We start from the raw sequence: 16,634 nt of genomic DNA on the forward strand, positions 1-16,634 counted from the left end.
ATGCTGCTTCACATTCCCGGCCTGTTCGATGCCGACGAACTCACGCGTATCCGCGAGGCGCTGGAGCAGGCTGATTGGGCCGATGGTAAGGTCACTGCCGGGTATCAATCGGCCAAGGCCAAGCACAACCTGCAGTTGCCTGAAGGCCACCCGCTGGCCAAGGAGCTGGGCAGCGCGCTGATCGACCGCCTCTGGAACACCCCGCGCTTCATGTCGGCAGCGCTGCCGCACAAGGTGTTTCCACCGCTGATCAACTGCTACCGCGAAGGCGGCAACTTCGGCTTCCACATCGACAATGCGCTGCGCCAGCCCAAGGGCAGCCCGGAGCGCGTGCGTACCGACCTGTCCTCGACGCTGTTCCTCAGCGACCCGGACAGCTACGACGGCGGCGAACTGGTGATTCAGGACACTTACGGCGTGCAGCAGGTCAAGTTGGCAGCTGGCGACCTGGTGCTGTACCCCGGCACCAGCCTGCACAAGGTCAACCCGGTGACCCGCGGCCAGCGTTATGCGGCGTTTTTCTGGACGCAGAGCCTGGTACGCGAGGACAGCCAGCGTGCGCTGCTGTTCGAGATGGACAATGCCATCCAGCAACTCACTGCCGATGTGCCCGATCACCCATCGCTGCTGCAGTTGACGGGGACTTACCACAACCTGCTGCGCCGCTGGGCTGAGGTCTGAACCGTGTCATACCCGTTGCGTCGTGAAGAAGTGGTGGATGTTGCAGGCCTCAAGGCCATGCTCGAAGACAGCCCCGGCAAGGCGGCCCAGGCGATCCTGGCGGCAGCGGGGGAGGGGGTGGTCGAGGCGCAGTTGCTGCTGGGTCAGATTCTGCTGGATGGGCGCGGTATTGAGCAGGATGTAGACCTGGCCCGGCGCTGGTTCGCCATTGCCACGCAGGGAGGCAGTGTCATGGCCTGCAATATGCTGGGGCGTTGCCTGGAGCATGGCTGGGGCGGTGAAGTCAGCCTTACGCAGGCGGCCATTCACTATGCCCGGGCGGCAGACGCCGGGCTGGACTGGGGCCTTTACAATTTGGGCAACCTGCTGGCCACCGGGCGCGGGGTGCCGGCCAATCAGGCCCAGGCCTTGGTCTGTTACGAGAAGGCCGCACAGTTGGGGCATGCCAAGTCGATGAACCTGTACGGGCGTTACCTGGAACAGGGCATTGCCACGGCGGCAAGCCCGGCGCGGGCGGTGCGCTGGTATCGGCGTTCGGCCGAGGCGGGGGACTTTCGCGGGATGTTCAGTTTGGCGATGGTGCTGGTTGAGCGGGGGCAACTGGCTGAAGCCGGGCCTTGGCTGGAGCGGGCGCGGGTTGAGGGGAATGTGAATTTCTTGCGCAGTGCGGTAGCGACATTGCGCGGGGCAGGGCCGTTGCTGGCGGGGTATGCAGCAGGGTATGCCGAGGAACTCGAACAGCGCGGGGAATGATGTCTAGACGGCTGGCCTCTTCGCGGGGCAAGCCCGCTCCCACAAGTTATCTGTTGCCTGTGGCACATCAGGGTCCTGTGGGAGCGGGCTTGCCCCGCGAAGAGGCCGGCACAAGCCAGCACACATGAAAACGGGGCCTTGCGGCCCCGTTGTTCATTACAGGTAGTAGGCCTTCAGCGGCGGGAAGCCGTTGAATTCCACCGCGCTGTAGCTGGTGGTGTAGGCACCGGTCGACAGCCAGTACAGGCGGTCACCGATCGCCAGGTTCAGCGGCAGGCCGTACTTGTAGTGCTCGTACATGATGTCGGCGCTGTCGCACGTCGGGCCGGCGATGACCACTTCTTCCATCTCGCCTTTCTTCTCGGTCCAGATCGGGAACTTGATGGACTCGTCCATGGTTTCGATCAGGCCCGAGAACTTGCCCACGTCGGTGTACACCCAGCGCTCGACCGCGGTGCGCGACTTGCGCGCCACCAGCACCACTTCGCTGACCAGGATGCCGGCGTTGGCGATCAGCGAACGGCCTGGCTCGAGGATGATTTCCGGCAGGTCGTCACCGAAGTCTTCCTTCAGGAAGCGGATGATTTCTTCGGCGTAGGTTTCGAGGCTGTTGGTACGGGTGATGTAGTTGGCCGGGAAGCCGCCACCCATGTTGATCAGCTTCAGTTCGATGCCGTCTTCTTCTTTCAGGCGCTCGAAGATCACCTTGACCTTGGCGATGGCAGCGTCCCAGACGCTGATGTCGCGCTGCTGCGAGCCCACGTGGAAGGAGATGCCGTAGGGCACCAGGCCCAGGTCGCGGGCGAGGATCAGCAGGTCCATGGCCATGTCGGTCTGGCAGCCGAATTTGCGCGACAGCGGCCAGTCGGCAGTGGTCGAGCCTTCAGTGAGGATACGCACGTAAACCTTGGAGCCCGGTGCGGCCTTGGCGATGTTGCGCAGGTCGGCTTCCGAGTCGGTGGCATACAGGCGCACGCCCTTCTCGTAGAAGTAGCGGATGTCCTTGGATTTCTTGATGGTGTTGCCGTAGCTGATGCGGTCGGCGCTGACGCCACGGTCCATCACTTTGTCCAGCTCGTAGATCGAGGCGATGTCGAAGCTCGAACCTTTTTCTTTGAGCAGGTCGATGATCTCGACCGCCGGGTTGGCCTTGACCGCGTAGTAGACCTTGGCGAATTCGAAACCGGCGCGCAGGTCGTCATAGGCCTGGCTGATCATCTGGGTATCGATGAGTACGAACGGGGTTTCCTGCTTGTCGGCGAACGCCTTCATTTTCTGGAAGGTGTCACGCGCGAAATAGTCTTCGACCTGGATCGACATGCTCAGGGACTCCATGGGCAAACTGAAAAGATAAGTGGCTGCAAACTGAACGTCCTCCGTATCCCCACTTTGGTTCGCCTACTCAGTACTTGAGCCGGATGGATCGTTTCCAGCATGGACGTTCGGCGCGCACTTTAGGGCGTGAAGAATGCAAGATCAACAGGCAATCCGGGCGTGTTCGTCGCGGATCGACGACCTGCCATTTGAATAACCGACTCATGTGACCGGCAGATGTTCCCCTCGATGTTTGAAGCGTTAAATATTGTGGAAGGACCCTCCCGGCCTCTTCGCGGGCAAGCCCGCTCCCACAGGGTTTGCAGGGCTTGTGTGGGAGCGGGCTTGCCCGCGAACAGGCGCAAGGTGTTCATATTTATGGCCACGCTCTTCAGGCACTTCCGTCCATGAAATCCGCAAAAATTTTTTGTTACCGACTGGCGGATTTTCCGGTTTTGATGAGAAACATTACTATTCGCACCCTAGTCTGCCTCCCTGACGACCCCCACCGTGTCCGCACACAAAGGCTTCCTCGACCACTACCATGAGCTGATCGGCACCTGGACGCGCAAGCTGCGCAGTCGCCAGCAGGCCGAGGACCTCACGCACGATGCCTTCGTCAGGGTTCTGGAGAACCCCCGCGAGCAGGTCGAGCAGCCACGCGCTTACCTGCACCAGACGGCGCGCAACATTGCGGTGGATGGTTTTCGCCGCGAGGATCGGCGCCAGGCGCTGGAAGTGTTCGATGAAAGCAGCACAAGCAGCAGCGGCGACCCCGAAGCCTACGTGCACGCCCTGGAGCTGGCCGACAGCGTCGAACGGGCGCTGGCCGAATTGCCCCTCAACTGCCGCTGTGTGTTCATCTGGCAGAAGCTCGAAGGCCTGACCCAGGCCGAGATCGCTCAGCGCATGGGCTTGAGCAAGAACATGGTCGAAAAGTATATGATCCGCACGCTCCGACACCTGCGTGAACACCTGGATGTGTCGGGATGATGAGTCAGGAGACCTCGATGAAACAGCACGGCACCGACACCGTCCGCAAGCAGGCGGCCGAATGGTTCGCCCGCGTGCAGGACGCGCCGCGGGATGCCGAGCTGCAGGCGCGCTTGCACACCTGGTTGGCAGCGGACCCGCGCCATCGCGATGAATTCGAGCAGCTTGCCAGCCTGTGGCGCGCCGCCGACTTCATTCCGCGCCAGCGCCTCGAGGCGCTGTGCCAAGCAGAGCCCGTGCATCAACTGCCACGGCGGCGCCTGGTACGCCAGGCACTGGCGGCCGGGGTGGCAGTGGTTGCCCTGGGGCTGGGTTGGAGTGGCTGGCAGTACCAGCGCCTCAACCATCAGGGCCAGTTGCAGACCGCCTTTGCCGAACGTCGGCAGGTCGAGTTGCCGGATGGGTCGCAGCTGACGCTGAACGGCGGCACGCAACTGCAGGTTGATTTCAGCGCCGGGCGCCGGCACATCCAGCTGAATGCCGGCGAAGCCATGTTCATCGTGGCCCACGACAGCAGCCGGCCGTTTGTGGTCGATACCGCCCAAGGCAGCGTGACCGTCATCGGCACCCGCTTCGATGTGCGCCTGGACCCGGCCGCCACCCGCGTGGCGGTGGAGCAGGGTTCGGTGCGTGTGCAGGGCAAGGATGCCTCGCAGGCGCAACTGACGGCCGGCCTGGGCGCGCACATAGATGCACAAGGCAAGGTGACGCCTCCCTTCGCGGTCAATGCCGCCGCGCTCACCGCCTGGCGCCAGGGCAAGCTGGTGTTCGACAACGCCACCCTGGCCGAGGTGGTGGCCGAAGTGTCGCGCTACCGCACTGAGCCGCTGCGCGTTGCCCCCGGCAAGGTGGCGCAGTTGCGCCTGTCCAGCACCTTCAGCAGCGACGACACCGATGCCTTGCTGCGCGCCTTGCCGAGCATTCTGCCGGTGGCCATCAAAGCCCATGAAGACGGTTCTCGCGAAATAATCGCGAAATAGATTCAGGTTTTTTTCAGCCCGTTCGTCTTCCTCGCCAGCTGCAACTGCCAAGCATTTCCATTTGCATGCGGTTGGCGTTTATCCCGAACTTCAGGATGTCTCGACGACGTGAACAACAACAAGCCTTTCCCACGCGTGCGCGCCCTGGCGCTGGCCCTTGCGGTCAGTGCCGTGGCCGTCAACAGCCAGGCCGAGCAGGCCGACACTGCCATTCAGATCCAGGCGCAACCGCTGGCTTCGGCGCTGAGCCAGCTGGGCCAACAAACCAACCTGCAGCTGTTCTACAGCCCGGAGCTTGTGGCTGGTAAGCAGGCCCCGGCAGTGTCCGGCAACCTGGCGCCGGTGCAGGCGCTGCAACAGTTGCTGCAAGGCAGCGGGCTGACGTTCGAGGTGTCGCAGGACACCGTGGTGGTCAAGCCACTGCCCACCACGCTCGACCTGGGCAGCGGTAGCCTGGAGCTGGCGCCCACTGACATCAAGGTTGTCGGCGACTGGCTGGGCGATGCTGACCAGGCCGTGGTCCAGAACCACCCAGGCGCGCGCACCGTGGTGCGGCGTGAGGCCATGGTGGAGAAGGGCGCGATGAACGTGCGCGACGTGCTGCGCGGTATCCCTGGCGTACAGGTGCAGGACTCCAACGGCACCGGTGGCAGCGACCTGTCCCTGAACGTTGGCGTGCGCGGCCTGACTTCGCGTTTGTCGCCACGCTCGACCGTGTTGATCGATGGCATCCCGGCTGCCTTCGCCCCTTATGGCCAGCCGCAGTTGTCGATGGCGCCGATCTCTTCGGGCAACCTCGACAGCATCGACGTGGTGCGCGGTGCCGGCTCTGTGCGCTATGGCCCGCAGAACGTCGGAGGGGTGATCAACTTCGTCACCCGGGCAATCCCGGAGCAGGCCTCGGCACAACTTTCCACCACCCTTGAAACCTCGCAGCACGGCGGCTGGAAGCACACCGAATCGGCCTTCGTCGGCGGCACCGCCGACAACGGCATCGGCGTTGCGCTGTTGTACACCGGGGTGAACGGCAACGGCTACCGCGAGAGCAACAACGGCAACGACATCGACGACGTCATCCTCAAGACCCACTGGGCGCCGACCGACGTCGACGAGTTCTGGCTCAACTTCCACTACTACGATGGCCGTGCCGACATGCCCGGTGGCTTGACCCAAGCTCAGTACGACAGCAACCCGTACCAGTCGCTGCGTGACTACGACTACTTTGCCGGCCGGCGCAAAGACGTGTCGTTCAAGTGGCAGCGCCAGCTCGACGACGCCACCCAGTTCGAAGTGCTGACCTACTACACCGACAGTTTTCGCGGCAGTGCCATCGCCTCGCGTGACATGAAGACCCTGTCCTCGTACCCACGCAACTACCACACCTTCGCCATCGAGCCGCGGGTGTCGCGGATCTTCTTCGCCGGCCCGACCACCCAGGAAGTCAGTGTTGGCTATCGCTACCTGAAAGAAGCCATGCGCGAGCAGTCGACCCGCCTGGCGCTGATCGACAACGTACCGACGTCGACCCCGACCGCCGATGGCCACGTGTTCCAGGACCGCAGCGGCGGCACCGAAGCCAGCGCCTACTACATCGATGACAAGATCGACGTCGGCAACTGGACCATCACCCCGGGCGTGCGCTTTGAGCACATCAACACCGACTGGCGCGACCGCCCGGTGCTGGACGCCAACAACCGCCCGGTGGCGGAGAAAAAGCGCAGCATCACCAGCAACGAGCCGCTGCCGGCGCTGAGTGTGATGTACCACCTCTCCGATGCCTGGAAGGTGTTCGCCAACTACGAGACCTCGTTCGGCAGCCTGCAGTACTTCCAGCTGGGCCAAGGCGGCACCGGCAACAGCACGGCCAATGGCCTAGAGCCGGAAAAGGCCAGGACCTACGAGGTTGGTACGCGTTATGACAATGGCGGCTTCGCCGGTGAGCTGACAGCGTTCTATATCGACTTCGATGACGAGCTGCAGTACATCAGCAACGATGTCGGCTGGACCAACCTGGGTGCGACCAAGCACCAAGGGATCGAGGCGTCGGTGCGCTATGACCTGGCCGGGCTGGATGCACGGCTGGAGGGGTTGTCGGTCAATGGCGGCTATACCTATACCCGCGCGACATACGAGGGGGAGATTCCTGGCTTCAAGGGCCGTGACCTGCCGTTCTACTCACGCCAGGTGGCCACTGCCGGCGTGCGTTACGCGGTCAACCACTGGACCTGGAACCTGGACGCCTACGCTCAATCCAAACAGCGCGCGCCGGGTACCGGTATCAATGCCGATGGCAGCTTCAATGGCGACTACATCACCGAACCGAGTGCCGATGGGCAGTACGGCGACATTCCGGGCTACGTGACCTGGCATGCCCGCGGTGGGTACGACTTCGGGCCGAAGTTGTCCAACCTGACGCTGGCGGCGGGGGTGAAGAACCTGTTCGACAAGCAGTATTTCACCCGCTCCAGCGATAACAATGCGGGCATTTATGTGGGTGAGCCGCGGACGTTCTATGTGCAGGCCAGTGTAGGGTTCTGATAGTGCGTCGCCTGCTTCGCGGGACAAGCCCGCTCCCACAGGACTTTTGCAAGCCTTGAGGCTGGTGCTTAACCTGTGGGAGCGGGCTTGCCCCGCGAATGGGGCGCAAAGCGCCCCCGGCTTTTATGAAAGCACTGCCTCAGCCGGCGACACGATCGAAGTCTTCGCCCCCCGCGAACGCCCCGAGCTCAAGTAAGCCGCAATCGACTCCTGCGTCACCTCGCCCAAAAACACCTGCTCGGCATCCAGCACCGGCAACCACGCTCGGTTGAACTCGTACATCCGCGACAGCAGGATGCGCAAGTGCTCATCGTGCGACGCCGTGGCGTTGAATTGGCGCAGGAAGTCGCCACAGGTCCCTTGCTGGCGGTGCATGTCGCGCCGGCGCACATAGCCCATCGCCTTGTTCTGCGCATCGGTCACTACCACATAGCGGCGGTCGTGCTCGTCCAGCAGCTCCAGCGCATCGCTCACCGGCGTCTCCGGGCTTACCGACGGTGCGTTGTCTGCCGCATCCTCGGCCCGCACCAGCAACAGGCGTTTCAATGTGCTGTCCTGGCCGACGAAGTTGCTGACAAAATCATCCACCGGGTGCGCCAGCAGGGTGTCCGGGTGGTCCAGCTGCAACAGCTTGCCGGCACGGAAGATGGCAATCTTGTCGCCCAGCTTGATCGCTTCGTCGATGTCATGGCTGACCATGATCACGGTCTTGTTCAGCGCCCGCTGCATCTCGAAGAACTCGTTCTGGATCATCTCGCGGTTGATCGGGTCGACCGCGCCGAACGGCTCGTCCATCAACAACACCGGGGCCTCGGCCGCCAGGGCGCGGATCACGCCAATACGCTGCTGCTGGCCGCCGGACAGCTCGCGTGGGTAGCGCTGCAGGTACTGCTTGGGTTCGAGCTTGATCATGTGCATCAGCTCGCGGGCGCGGTCGTGGCACTTCTGCTTGTCCCAACCGAGCAGGCGCGGGACCACGGTGATGTTCTCTTCGATGGTCATGTTGGGGAACAGGCCGATCTGCTGGATCACGTAGCCAATGCGCCGGCGCAGGGTCACTTCGTCCAGCGCGCTGGTGTCTTCGCCATTGATGAACACTTGGCCCGAGGTGGGCGTGATCAGGCGGTTGATCATCTTCAGCGTGGTGCTCTTGCCGCAGCCCGAAGGGCCGAGGAACACGCAGATTTCGCCCTCGTTGACGGTGAGGTTGACCGCGTCGACGGCTTTGACGTCCTTGCCGTTGACGTTGAAGGTTTTGCTGAGGTTCTTGAGTTCGATCATGAGCGCAGTCCTTCTGGAGTCAGGGCACGTTGCAGGGTTTGCAGCAGCAGGTCGGCGATGATCGCCAGCAGGCTGACCAATACGGCGCCGACCAGCAGCATCGACATGTCGCTGCGGCTGATGGAGGTGAGGATGAGGACGCCCAGGCCGCCAGCACCGATGGTCGCGGCAATGGTCATCACGCCGATGTTCATCACTACGGCGGTGCGTACGCCGGCCAGGATTACCGGCACCGCGATGGGCAGCTCGACCATGCGCAGGCGCTGGCCGAAGGTCATGCCGATGCCGCGCGCGGCTTCACGGATGCCGGGCTCGACGTTGGTCAGCGCCAGGTAGGTGTTGCGCAGAATCGGCAGCAGTGAATAAAGGAACACGGCGGTAATCGCCGGCAGCGGGCCGAGGCCCTGGCCGAACTTGGAATAGAACGGCAGCAGCAGGCCGAACAGGGCGATCGAGGGGATGGTCAGCAGCACTGTGGCACTGGCTTGCAGGGGGCCGGCGACGGCCGGGAAGCGAGTCATCAGGATGCCCAGTGGCACGCCGACGAGGATGGCCAGGCTGACGGCAATGCCGACCAACATGATGTGCTGCCAGGTCAATTGCAGGACCTGGGCCCAATCGAGGTGGGCGAAGGTGTCGAGCAGGCTCATGGCTGTACCTCCTTCAAGGGGTGTTCACGCAGGAAGGCTGCGGCCACGGCGGTCGGGTTCTGGTGTTCGACGTCGACCTTGGCGTTGAGCTGACGCATGGTTTCGTCGTCGAGCTGCTCGGCCAGCGGTTTGAGCAGGGCGGCCAATTGCGGGTTGGCGTCGAGCACGGCTTTGCGTACGACAGGCGCAGCGGTGTAGTCAGGGAAGTAGTGCTTGTCGTCTTCGAGCAACTTGAGGTCGAACGCGTTCAGGCGCCCGTCGGTGGTGTAGACCAGCCCGGCGAACACCTGGTTGTTGTGCATGGCGGTGTAAACCAGCCCCGCGTCCATCTGGCGGATGTTGGCCCTGCCGACTTGCAGGTCGTACATGGCTTTGAGGCCGACCAGGCCGTCCGGGCGATTGGCGAACTCGGTGTCCAGGGCTACCAGGTGGTTGCGTTTGCTTTCGTCACGTAGCACCTGGTTGAGGTCGCTGATCGTATTCACCTGCGGGTAGGCCTCGGCGACCTGTTTCGGTAGGCCAAGGGCATAGGTGTTGCTGAATTTCGACGGGGTCAGCCAGATCAGGTCTTTTTTCGCATCAAGCGCCTTGACCTTGGCGTAGGTGGCTTCGGCGTTTGGCATGCGTTCATCGATGTGGTTGTACGACACCAACGACACACCGGTGTACTCCCACATCAGGTCGAGCTGACCGGTTTCCTGCGCCTGGCGTGCAATGCTGCTGCCAAGGCCGGTGGTCACGCGCACATCGAAGCCGTTGGCGCGCAGGTATTGGGCGGTGATTTCGGCAAGCACGGTCTGTTCGGTGAACACCCGCGCGCCGATACGCACCAGCGGTTTGTCCGCTGCTTGGGCAACACCTGCAAACAGCAGGGCTGCGCCGAGCAGCAAGGCGATTCTCTTCTTCATACGTTCCCTCGTCTTATTGGGCCAGGCCACGTTCCAGCCAGCGCTTGCTGGAGAAGCTCACCAGGGCGTCGAGCAGCAAGGCCAGCAGCGCCGTACATGCGGCGCCCAGCAGCAGCTGCGGCTGGTTGTTCAGGGCAATGCCAGGGAAAATCAGGCTGCCCAGGCTGTTGGCGCCAATCAGGAATGCCAGGGGTGCGGTGCCCACGTTCAGCGCCAGGGCCACACGCACACCGCCGACGATGATTGGCACGGCATTGGGCAGTTCCACCTGCCACAGTTGCTGGCGCGGGGTCATGCCGATGCCGGTGGCGGCTTCCTTGAGCGAGGCGGGGACGTTTTTCAGGCCTTCGTAAGTGTTGCGCACGATGGGCAGGAGGGAGGCGAGGAACAGCGCGAAGATCGCAGGCCCGGCGCCGATGCCCAGGATACTGAGCGCGATGGCCAGAACGGCCAGCGGGGGAATGGTATTGCCAACGTTGAAGAACTGCATGAAGCGCTCGGCTTTGTCGACCCGGTGCGGTCGACTAAGCGCAATGCCAGCGGGGATGCCCACGGCCAACGCCGCCGCCATCGAAGCCAGCACCAGTATCAGGTGCGCTTGCAGGTAGAACCCAAGATCGTCGCGGTAACGCGCGATCGTGTCGATGCCGATCCAGTGGATCAGCAGGGCCAGGATGACGAGCACGGTGGCGCATCCCAACAGCCCTTTTCCGTAGCGTGTAGCCACAGGCGGACTCCTTGTGTTGTCGGCGAGCACACTCTTTTTTTGGCCGGCCATACCTGGCAGCGAGTGGTGTGTTCGCGAGTAGCAGCGTGAAGCAACCGAAGGCTGCGATCAGGCCATGAGCCGAACCCCGTCGGGCCCGAAAAAGCTGATGAAACCAGTCCCCAACCGAAGCGGGTTGCAGGGGAGTGGACGTCTCCGAGGGCGTAAAGGTTCCCATCTGAGGCGGCATTTGGCCAGTGTTAATCACTGGGAGAGGTGTTTTTTCATACGAGAAAACAACGTTATTCCTACGTAAAGGCGTTGGTTTACCTGCTATCAATCCAATTGTGCTGATGGACAAAATTCCCCTCTCGGTTCTTTCAATATTTACTTGAGGGAATATTCCTCTGGAGGTATTTTGTTGGCGTGGACGATCAGATTTTGTGAGGAGTTCATCAGCGATTTCGATGCGTTGGATGACAGCGTTCAGGAGCGAATGCTGGGTCACCTGCGGTTGCTGCAATCATCAGGGCCAGCGCTTGGGCGACCTCATGTCGATACATTGAATGGATCCCGATATCCGAACATGAAAGAGTTGAGATTCACTGGGCGCAATGCGGTCTGGCGGGTCGCATTTGCTTTCGATCCTGACCGCCAGGCAGTCATCCTGGTGGCCGGTGACAAGTGCGGTGTTGGGGAGCACAGGTTTTATCAGGGGTTGATCAAGCAAGCAGACGCTCGCTTTGAGAATCACCTGTCGAGAGGAGAGAAAGATGTCCAAGACACTTGATGAGGTCATCAACGGATTGTCCCCTGAACGCAGGGAGCGGGTGGAGCAGCTGGGGCGTCAATTGATTCGCGAAGAAATGACGCTTCAGGCATTGCGTAAACAGCTCGAATTCACTCAAGAAGGTTTGGCAGAGCGTCTGGACATTCGTCAGGCCAACATATCCAAGGTGGAGAAGCGCAGTGACATGTTGATTTCGACCCTGCGTAGTTATGTGGAGGCATTGGGTGGCACCCTGGAGCTCGTCGTTCATATGCCTGGCCGTCCACCTGTAACGCTTGACGGCTTTTGTGAGGATCAGGCAAAGCGCGCCTGATTGACCGTCATTGACCAACGGCGGGGATCAAATTTTGGTCCCCGCCCAACTTCAGGTATGATATCGCCCCTTTTTGAATCCCCCAGTCAGGCGATTTCCCATGACCAACCAGGCCGCCGAAGTCGCGAAGCGCCGCACTTTCGCCATCATTTCCCACCCCGACGCCGGTAAGACCACCATCACCGAGAAGCTCCTGCTGATGGGCAAGGCCATTGCCGTCGCGGGTACCGTGAAGTCGCGCAAGTCCGACCGCCACGCCACCTCCGACTGGATGGAAATGGAGAAGCAGCGCGGCATCTCCATCACCACCTCGGTGATGCAGTTCCCATACCGCGAGCACATGATCAACCTGCTCGACACCCCCGGCCACGAAGACTTCTCGGAAGACACCTACCGCACCCTGACCGCGGTGGACTCGGCGCTGATGGTGCTCGACGGCGGTAAAGGTGTAGAGCCGCGGACCATCGCTCTGATGGACGTCTGCCGCCTGCGCGACACGCCCATCGTCAGCTTCATCAACAAACTCGACCGTGACATCCGCGACCCGATCGAACTGCTCGACGAGATCGAAGCCGTTCTGAAGATCAAGGCCGCGCCGATCACCTGGCCGATCGGTTGCTACCGCGATTTCAAGGGCGTGTACCACCTGGCCGGCGACTACATCATCGTCTACACCCCGGGCCACGGCCATGAGCGTACTGAGGTCAAGATCATCGAGAAGCTCGATTCCGATGAAGCCCGTGCGCACCTGGGTGACGAATATGATCGCTTCCTTGAGCAGCTTGAGCTGGTTCAGGGCGCTTGCCATGAATTCGATCAGGACGAGTTCATCAATGGCCAGCTGACACCGGTGTTCTTCGGTACCGCACTGGGCAATTTCGGTGTCGACCATGTGCTCGACGCTGTTGTCGACTGGGCGCCGCGCCCGCTGGCCCGTGTGGCCCACGAGCGTACCGTGGAGCCGGTGGAAGAGAAGTTCACAGGCTTCGTGTTCAAGATCCAGGCGAACATGGACCCGAAACACCGCGACCGTATCGCCTTCATGCGCATCTGCTCGGGCAAGTACGAGAAGGGCATGAAAATGCGCCACGTGCGCACCGGCAAGGACCTGCGCATCGGTGACGCGCTGACCTTCTTCTCTTCCGAGCGCGAGCAGCTGGAAGAAGCCTTTGCTGGCGACATCATCGGCCTGCACAACCACGGCACCATCCAGATCGGCGACACCTTCACCGAAGGCGAGGCGCTGGGCTTCACCGGTATTCCGCACTTCGCTCCAGAGCTTTTCCGCCGTGTGCGCCTGAAAGACCCGCTCAAATCCAAGCAGTTGCGTCAGGGCCTGCAGCAATTGGCCGAAGAGGGCGCGACCCAGGTGTTCTTCCCCGAGCGCAGCAACGACATCATCCTCGGTGCCGTCGGTGTGCTGCAGTTCGACGTGGTCGCCAGCCGCCTGAAGGAAGAGTACAAGGTCGAGTGCGCCTACGAGCCGATCACTGTGTGGTCCGCGCGCTGGATCAGCTGTGACGACAAGAAGAAGCTCGAGGAATTCCAGACCAAGGCCATGGAGAACCTGGCCATCGACGGTGGCGGTCACCTGACCTACCTGGCGCCGACCCGGGTCAACCTGTCGCTGATGGAAGAGCGCTGGCCGGACGTCAAGTTCCGCGCTACCCGCGAACACCACTGATTTCGAGAGCCTGCTAACTGACCCTGTGGGGGCGGGTTTACCCGCGAGTGAACCCGCTCCCACAGTGACCGTGTTACGGCCGCATTCAGTTGCCTGCCTTGATACTGGTCCAGATCCGCGTCCGGATGCGGTCGATCTTGGCCGGCATCGCCTCCAGTGCATACAGTTTGCCCATCAGCTCGTCGCTGGGGTAAATCATCGTATTGCCCTTCATCGCCGGGTCCACCAGCCCGTCGGCTTTGAGGTTGCCGTTGGCGTACTGCACATGGTTGCTGATGTTGGCCATCACGTCTGGCTGCAACAAGTAATTCATGTAGGCATACCCGGCCTTCTCATCCGGTGCATCGGCTGGCATGGCGACCATGTCGAACCACATTGGCGCACCTTCCTTCGGGATTGAATACCCCACCTTCACACCATTGTTCGCTTCATCCGCACGGTTTTTCGCCTGCAGCACGTCACCCGAGAAGCCCACCACCACGCAGATATCGCCATTCGCCAGGTCGCCGGTGTATTTGGAAGAATGGAAGTAGCTGATGTACGGCCGTACCTTCATCAGCAGGTCCTTGGCCTTCTCGTAGTCCTTCGGATCCTGGCTGTGATGCGCCAAGCCCAGGTAGTGAAGGGCGATTGGCAGCAGCTCGGGGCCGTTGTCCAGCACCGCGACACCGCAGCTTTTCAGCTTGCTCATGTACTCAGGCTTGAAGATCAGGTCCCACGAGTCCACTGGCGCGTTTTCGCCAAGTATCGCCTTGACCTTGTCGATGTTATAGCCAATACCGGTACTGCCCCACAGGTACGGAAAACCGTACTGGTTGCCCGGGTCATTGACCTCAAGCGCCTTGAGCAGTACGGGGTTGAGGTTGTGCCAGTTGGGCAACTGCGACTTGTCCAGCGGCTTCAAGGCCTTGCCCTGGATCTGCCGGGCCATGAAGTGGTTGGAGGGGAACACCACGTCGTAGCCGGAGTTGCCGGTCATCAACTTGCCGTCGAGGGTTTCGTTGCTGTCGTACACGTCGTAGGTCGGCACGATGCCCGTGGCTTGCTGGAAGTTTTTCAGGGTGTCAGGGGCAACGTAGCTGGACCAGTTGTAGATTTTCACCGTGTCGGCGGCGCTGGCCACGCTGGCGGCCAGCATCAGGGGTGCGAGAAGGAAGGTGCGCATGTCGGGTTTACCTTGCTTTGTCTGTTGTTATCGAAGGCAGGCGATCAGCGGATCAGAAAATCAGAACGTAGGTCTTGCGCACGGTTTCCTGAATGTCCCAGGTGCCTGTGCTGTTGGCCGGTAGCATCAGTGCGTCTCCGGCTTCTATGGAGAGGGGCTCGCCACCGTCGGGGGTGAAGGTGCAGCGGCCCTTGATGAAGTGGCAGAACTCCTGTTGCACGATCTGCCGCCGCCAGCGCCCCGGGGTGCACTCCCAGATGCCGGTTTCGACGCCATCGCTGCGTTCCACGCAGGTGACCGAGGTGACCGCGACGGGGTCGCCGAGCGGGACTGCTACGGGGTTGGAACTGTCCAGGACGGCGCTGTCGGTGTGTTTGAACTGAGTGATGCTCATGACCGGTGGATCCTGTGTAGGTGAAAGGGAAGTCAGTGCATGAAGCCTTCCATGAAGTCTGCGAGCGAGCTGGCCAGGCGCCGCCTCCAAGGCGCGCTGGCGGGGTTGGCGAGGGTTCGGTCCTCGTGCACGAAGCTTTGGATGATCGCGTTGTAGCCCAGCCAACGGCAGGGCTCGGCAGGCCAGGTGGCCAGGCTCGACAGCGGACGATTGTCGAGCACCCAGGGTTGTGCGGTCAGTGCGTTGTGCTGGTTGAGGATCAGCGCAGCCAGGGTGCGCCCGCCGAGGTTGGTGGCTCCGACGCCTTCGCCGCCATAGCCACCGGCCAGGGCAATACCGCGTTGGCGGTCGCACAGCATGTGCGGGCGGAAGCGCCTGGCCATGCCCAGGTTGCCGCCCCAGGAATGGGTGATGCGCACATGCTTGAGCTGGGGGAACAGCTCGCTGAATAGGTAGCGGCGCAGGTCAACTTCGGCATCGGTCAGGGTGAAGTCTTCGCGTAGCCGGCCACCGAAGCGGTAGCCGCCGCGGGCGCCGAACACCAGGCGATTGTCGGCCGTGCGCTGGCCATAGGTGACCTGGCGGCTGCTTTCGCTGAACGCCTGGCCCTGGCTCAGGCCGATCTGCTCCCAGGTCGACTCCGGCAGTGGCTCGGTAGCCACCAGCAGGCTCTGCACTGGCAACTGATGTTTGCCCAGCGGTGGCAGGCTGGCGGCGTAACCTTCCACAGCGGGTACTGTCCACTGGCAGCGGATGCGTGCCAGCGGGGTACGCACTTCACCCGGCTGCCAGTCGATGGCAGGGGTGTTTTCGTAAATCGGCACGCCGAGGTTTTCTACCGCCAGGGCCAGGCCGCGCGCCAGCTTGGCCGGCTGGATCGTTGCGGTGTGCGGGCTGTAGATCGCACCGTAGGCGTTACTGACCCGCAACTGGGCGTCCAACTGCTCGGGGCGCAGCCAGCGGTAGTCATCCTCGGTCATGCCCTGGCGATAGAGGTCGTCCAGGTAGGCGCGCAGGCTGCGCTCCTGCTCGGGGTAGCGGGCAGCGCAATACAGCACGCCACCTTTGCGGTAGTCGCAGTCGATGGCTTCGCGTTGCAGCACGGCGTGCACTTCATCGGGAATGCCGTGCAACAGGTCGATGCTGGCGCGGCGTTGTTGCGGCGACAGGGTGGCGAGCAGGCGGTCCTCGCCGAGCAGGTTGCCCATCAGCCAGCCGCCATTGCGCCCGGAGGCGCCGAAGCCGGCGATGTTGGCCTCGATCACCGCGATGTTCAGCTGTGGCGCCTGGCGCTTGAGGTAGTACGCGGTCCACAGGCCGGTATAACCGGCGCCGATGATGCACACGTCAACGTCGAGGTCATCGCGCAGTGCCGGGCGCGCGCACAGCGGCTCGTCGAGCTGGTCCATCCACAGGCTGAGCGTGCGCAGGGGTTGCATCGGGGTCGGCTCCACATCGGTCAAGGTCTGTGGGCGATCCTAGTG

General features: G+C 62.2%; 16 protein-coding genes. 8 read left to right on the forward strand and 8 right to left on the reverse strand.

Annotated elements, in window-relative coordinates; all coding sequences use genetic code 11:
• Together HU764_RS02585 and HU764_RS02590 are read left to right on the forward strand one after the other, a co-directional pair.
• A complete protein-coding gene (locus tag HU764_RS02585) occupies nt 1-681 on the forward strand; it encodes a Fe2+-dependent dioxygenase (protein ID WP_027595559.1) in 681 nt (226 codons plus the stop codon).
• Nucleotides 682-684: 3 nt separating this feature from the next.
• The gene (locus tag HU764_RS02590) at nt 685-1,434 is read left to right on the forward strand and encodes an SEL1-like repeat protein (RefSeq protein WP_186675559.1); all 750 of its coding nucleotides are present in this window, start codon (nt 685-687) and stop codon (nt 1,432-1,434) included.
• Between the two features lie 156 nt (nt 1,435-1,590).
• Here HU764_RS02590 and HU764_RS02595 read toward each other — a convergent pair whose 3' ends face one another.
• Nucleotides 1,591-2,754 carry a type III PLP-dependent enzyme gene (locus HU764_RS02595; RefSeq protein WP_027595561.1) on the reverse strand — a complete coding sequence of 388 codons (1,164 nt, stop codon included), beginning with the start codon at nt 2,752-2,754 and terminating at the stop codon, nt 1,591-1,593.
• Between the two features lie 504 nt (nt 2,755-3,258).
• Between HU764_RS02595 and HU764_RS02600 the strand changes: the two genes are divergently transcribed.
• The 3 genes from HU764_RS02600 to HU764_RS02610 all read left to right on the forward strand — a co-directional run bounded on the left by HU764_RS02600 (nt 3,259) and on the right by HU764_RS02610 (nt 7,259).
• Entirely contained in the window at nt 3,259-3,741 is a 483-nt protein-coding gene (locus tag HU764_RS02600; protein WP_186675562.1) for a sigma-70 family RNA polymerase sigma factor, read from the forward strand.
• A gap of 17 nt (nt 3,742-3,758) precedes the next feature.
• The gene (locus tag HU764_RS02605) at nt 3,759-4,721 is read left to right on the forward strand and encodes a FecR family protein (RefSeq protein WP_186703504.1); all 963 of its coding nucleotides are present in this window, start codon (nt 3,759-3,761) and stop codon (nt 4,719-4,721) included.
• Between the two features lie 108 nt (nt 4,722-4,829).
• Entirely contained in the window at nt 4,830-7,259 is a 2,430-nt protein-coding gene (locus tag HU764_RS02610; protein ID WP_186675568.1) for a TonB-dependent siderophore receptor, read from the forward strand.
• Nucleotides 7,260-7,382: 123 nt separating this feature from the next.
• Here the strand turns inward: HU764_RS02610 and HU764_RS02615 are convergent, their stop codons facing one another.
• Genes HU764_RS02615 through HU764_RS02630 form a run of 4 tightly spaced genes read right to left on the reverse strand, consistent with a single transcriptional unit; the run spans nt 7,383 to nt 10,825 of the window.
• The gene (locus HU764_RS02615; RefSeq protein ID WP_186675571.1) at nt 7,383-8,540 is read right to left on the reverse strand and encodes an osmoprotectant ABC transporter ATP-binding protein OsmV; all 1,158 of its coding nucleotides are present in this window, start codon (nt 8,538-8,540) and stop codon (nt 7,383-7,385) included.
• Nucleotides 8,537-9,190 carry an ABC transporter permease gene (locus HU764_RS02620; protein ID WP_008090677.1) on the reverse strand — a complete coding sequence of 218 codons (654 nt, stop codon included), beginning with the start codon at nt 9,188-9,190 and terminating at the stop codon, nt 8,537-8,539. Before HU764_RS02620 ends, HU764_RS02615 begins: the two co-directional genes overlap by 4 nt.
• Nucleotides 9,187-10,098 carry a glycine betaine ABC transporter substrate-binding protein gene (locus HU764_RS02625; protein ID WP_186675574.1) on the reverse strand — a complete coding sequence of 304 codons (912 nt, stop codon included), beginning with the start codon at nt 10,096-10,098 and terminating at the stop codon, nt 9,187-9,189. Before HU764_RS02625 ends, HU764_RS02620 begins: the two co-directional genes overlap by 4 nt.
• 13 nt (nt 10,099-10,111) lie before the next feature.
• Nucleotides 10,112-10,825, reverse strand: coding sequence for an ABC transporter permease (locus HU764_RS02630; RefSeq protein WP_027595567.1), 714 nt, complete (start codon nt 10,823-10,825; stop codon nt 10,112-10,114).
• Between the two features lie 400 nt (nt 10,826-11,225).
• On the opposite strand from HU764_RS02630, the gene HU764_RS02635 reads away from it, so the two are divergent.
• The 3 genes from HU764_RS02635 (at nt 11,226) to HU764_RS02645 (ending at nt 13,591) form a co-directional block, all read left to right on the forward strand.
• Nucleotides 11,226-11,594, forward strand: coding sequence for a type II toxin-antitoxin system RelE/ParE family toxin (locus tag HU764_RS02635; protein WP_186675578.1), 369 nt, complete (start codon nt 11,226-11,228; stop codon nt 11,592-11,594).
• Entirely contained in the window at nt 11,578-11,907 is a 330-nt protein-coding gene (locus tag HU764_RS02640; RefSeq protein WP_186675581.1) for an XRE family transcriptional regulator, read from the forward strand. The genes HU764_RS02635 and HU764_RS02640 overlap by 17 nt, the downstream gene beginning before the upstream one ends.
• A gap of 100 nt (nt 11,908-12,007) precedes the next feature.
• A complete protein-coding gene (locus HU764_RS02645; RefSeq protein WP_027595568.1) occupies nt 12,008-13,591 on the forward strand; it encodes a peptide chain release factor 3 in 1,584 nt (527 codons plus the stop codon).
• An 85-nt stretch (nt 13,592-13,676) separates the two neighbouring features.
• Here HU764_RS02645 and HU764_RS02650 read toward each other — a convergent pair whose 3' ends face one another.
• Genes HU764_RS02650 through HU764_RS02660 form a run of 3 tightly spaced genes read right to left on the reverse strand, consistent with a single transcriptional unit; the run spans nt 13,677 to nt 16,589 of the window.
• Nucleotides 13,677-14,756, reverse strand: coding sequence for a polyamine ABC transporter substrate-binding protein (locus HU764_RS02650; protein WP_186675584.1), 1,080 nt, complete (start codon nt 14,754-14,756; stop codon nt 13,677-13,679).
• A gap of 52 nt (nt 14,757-14,808) precedes the next feature.
• Nucleotides 14,809-15,150: a cupin domain-containing protein gene (locus tag HU764_RS02655; protein ID WP_099452974.1), complete on the reverse strand. Its 342-nt coding sequence runs from the start codon at nt 15,148-15,150 to the stop codon at nt 14,809-14,811.
• A 32-nt stretch (nt 15,151-15,182) separates the two neighbouring features.
• The gene (locus HU764_RS02660; protein ID WP_186675591.1) at nt 15,183-16,589 is read right to left on the reverse strand and encodes an NAD(P)/FAD-dependent oxidoreductase; all 1,407 of its coding nucleotides are present in this window, start codon (nt 16,587-16,589) and stop codon (nt 15,183-15,185) included.
• Nucleotides 16,590-16,634: the final 45 nt, after the last annotated feature.

Source organism: Pseudomonas kermanshahensis (assembly GCF_014269205.2).
GTDB lineage: Bacteria > Pseudomonadota > Gammaproteobacteria > Pseudomonadales > Pseudomonadaceae > Aquipseudomonas > Aquipseudomonas kermanshahensis.

Bases quoted from the DNA above. Each gene is read 5' to 3' on its own strand.
- HU764_RS02615 (WP_186675571.1), bottom strand. From the start codon at position 8,540: ATGATCGAACTCAAGAACCTCAGCAAAACCTTCAACGTCAACGGCAAG.
- HU764_RS02645 (WP_027595568.1), top strand. From the start codon at position 12,008: ATGACCAACCAGGCCGCCGAAGTCGCGAAGCGCCGCACTTTCGCCATC.
- HU764_RS02585 (WP_027595559.1), top strand. From the start codon at position 1: ATGCTGCTTCACATTCCCGGCCTGTTCGATGCCGACGAACTCACGCGT.
- HU764_RS02620 (WP_008090677.1), bottom strand. From the start codon at position 9,190: ATGAGCCTGCTCGACACCTTCGCCCACCTCGATTGGGCCCAGGTCCTG.
- HU764_RS02640 (WP_186675581.1), top strand. From the start codon at position 11,578: ATGTCCAAGACACTTGATGAGGTCATCAACGGATTGTCCCCTGAACGC.
- HU764_RS02660 (WP_186675591.1), bottom strand. From the start codon at position 16,589: ATGCAACCCCTGCGCACGCTCAGCCTGTGGATGGACCAGCTCGACGAG.
- HU764_RS02595 (WP_027595561.1), bottom strand. From the start codon at position 2,754: ATGTCGATCCAGGTCGAAGACTATTTCGCGCGTGACACCTTCCAGAAA.
- HU764_RS02625 (WP_186675574.1), bottom strand. From the start codon at position 10,098: ATGAAGAAGAGAATCGCCTTGCTGCTCGGCGCAGCCCTGCTGTTTGCA.
- HU764_RS02650 (WP_186675584.1), bottom strand. From the start codon at position 14,756: ATGCGCACCTTCCTTCTCGCACCCCTGATGCTGGCCGCCAGCGTGGCC.
- HU764_RS02605 (WP_186703504.1), top strand. From the start codon at position 3,759: ATGAAACAGCACGGCACCGACACCGTCCGCAAGCAGGCGGCCGAATGG.
- HU764_RS02655 (WP_099452974.1), bottom strand. From the start codon at position 15,150: ATGAGCATCACTCAGTTCAAACACACCGACAGCGCCGTCCTGGACAGT.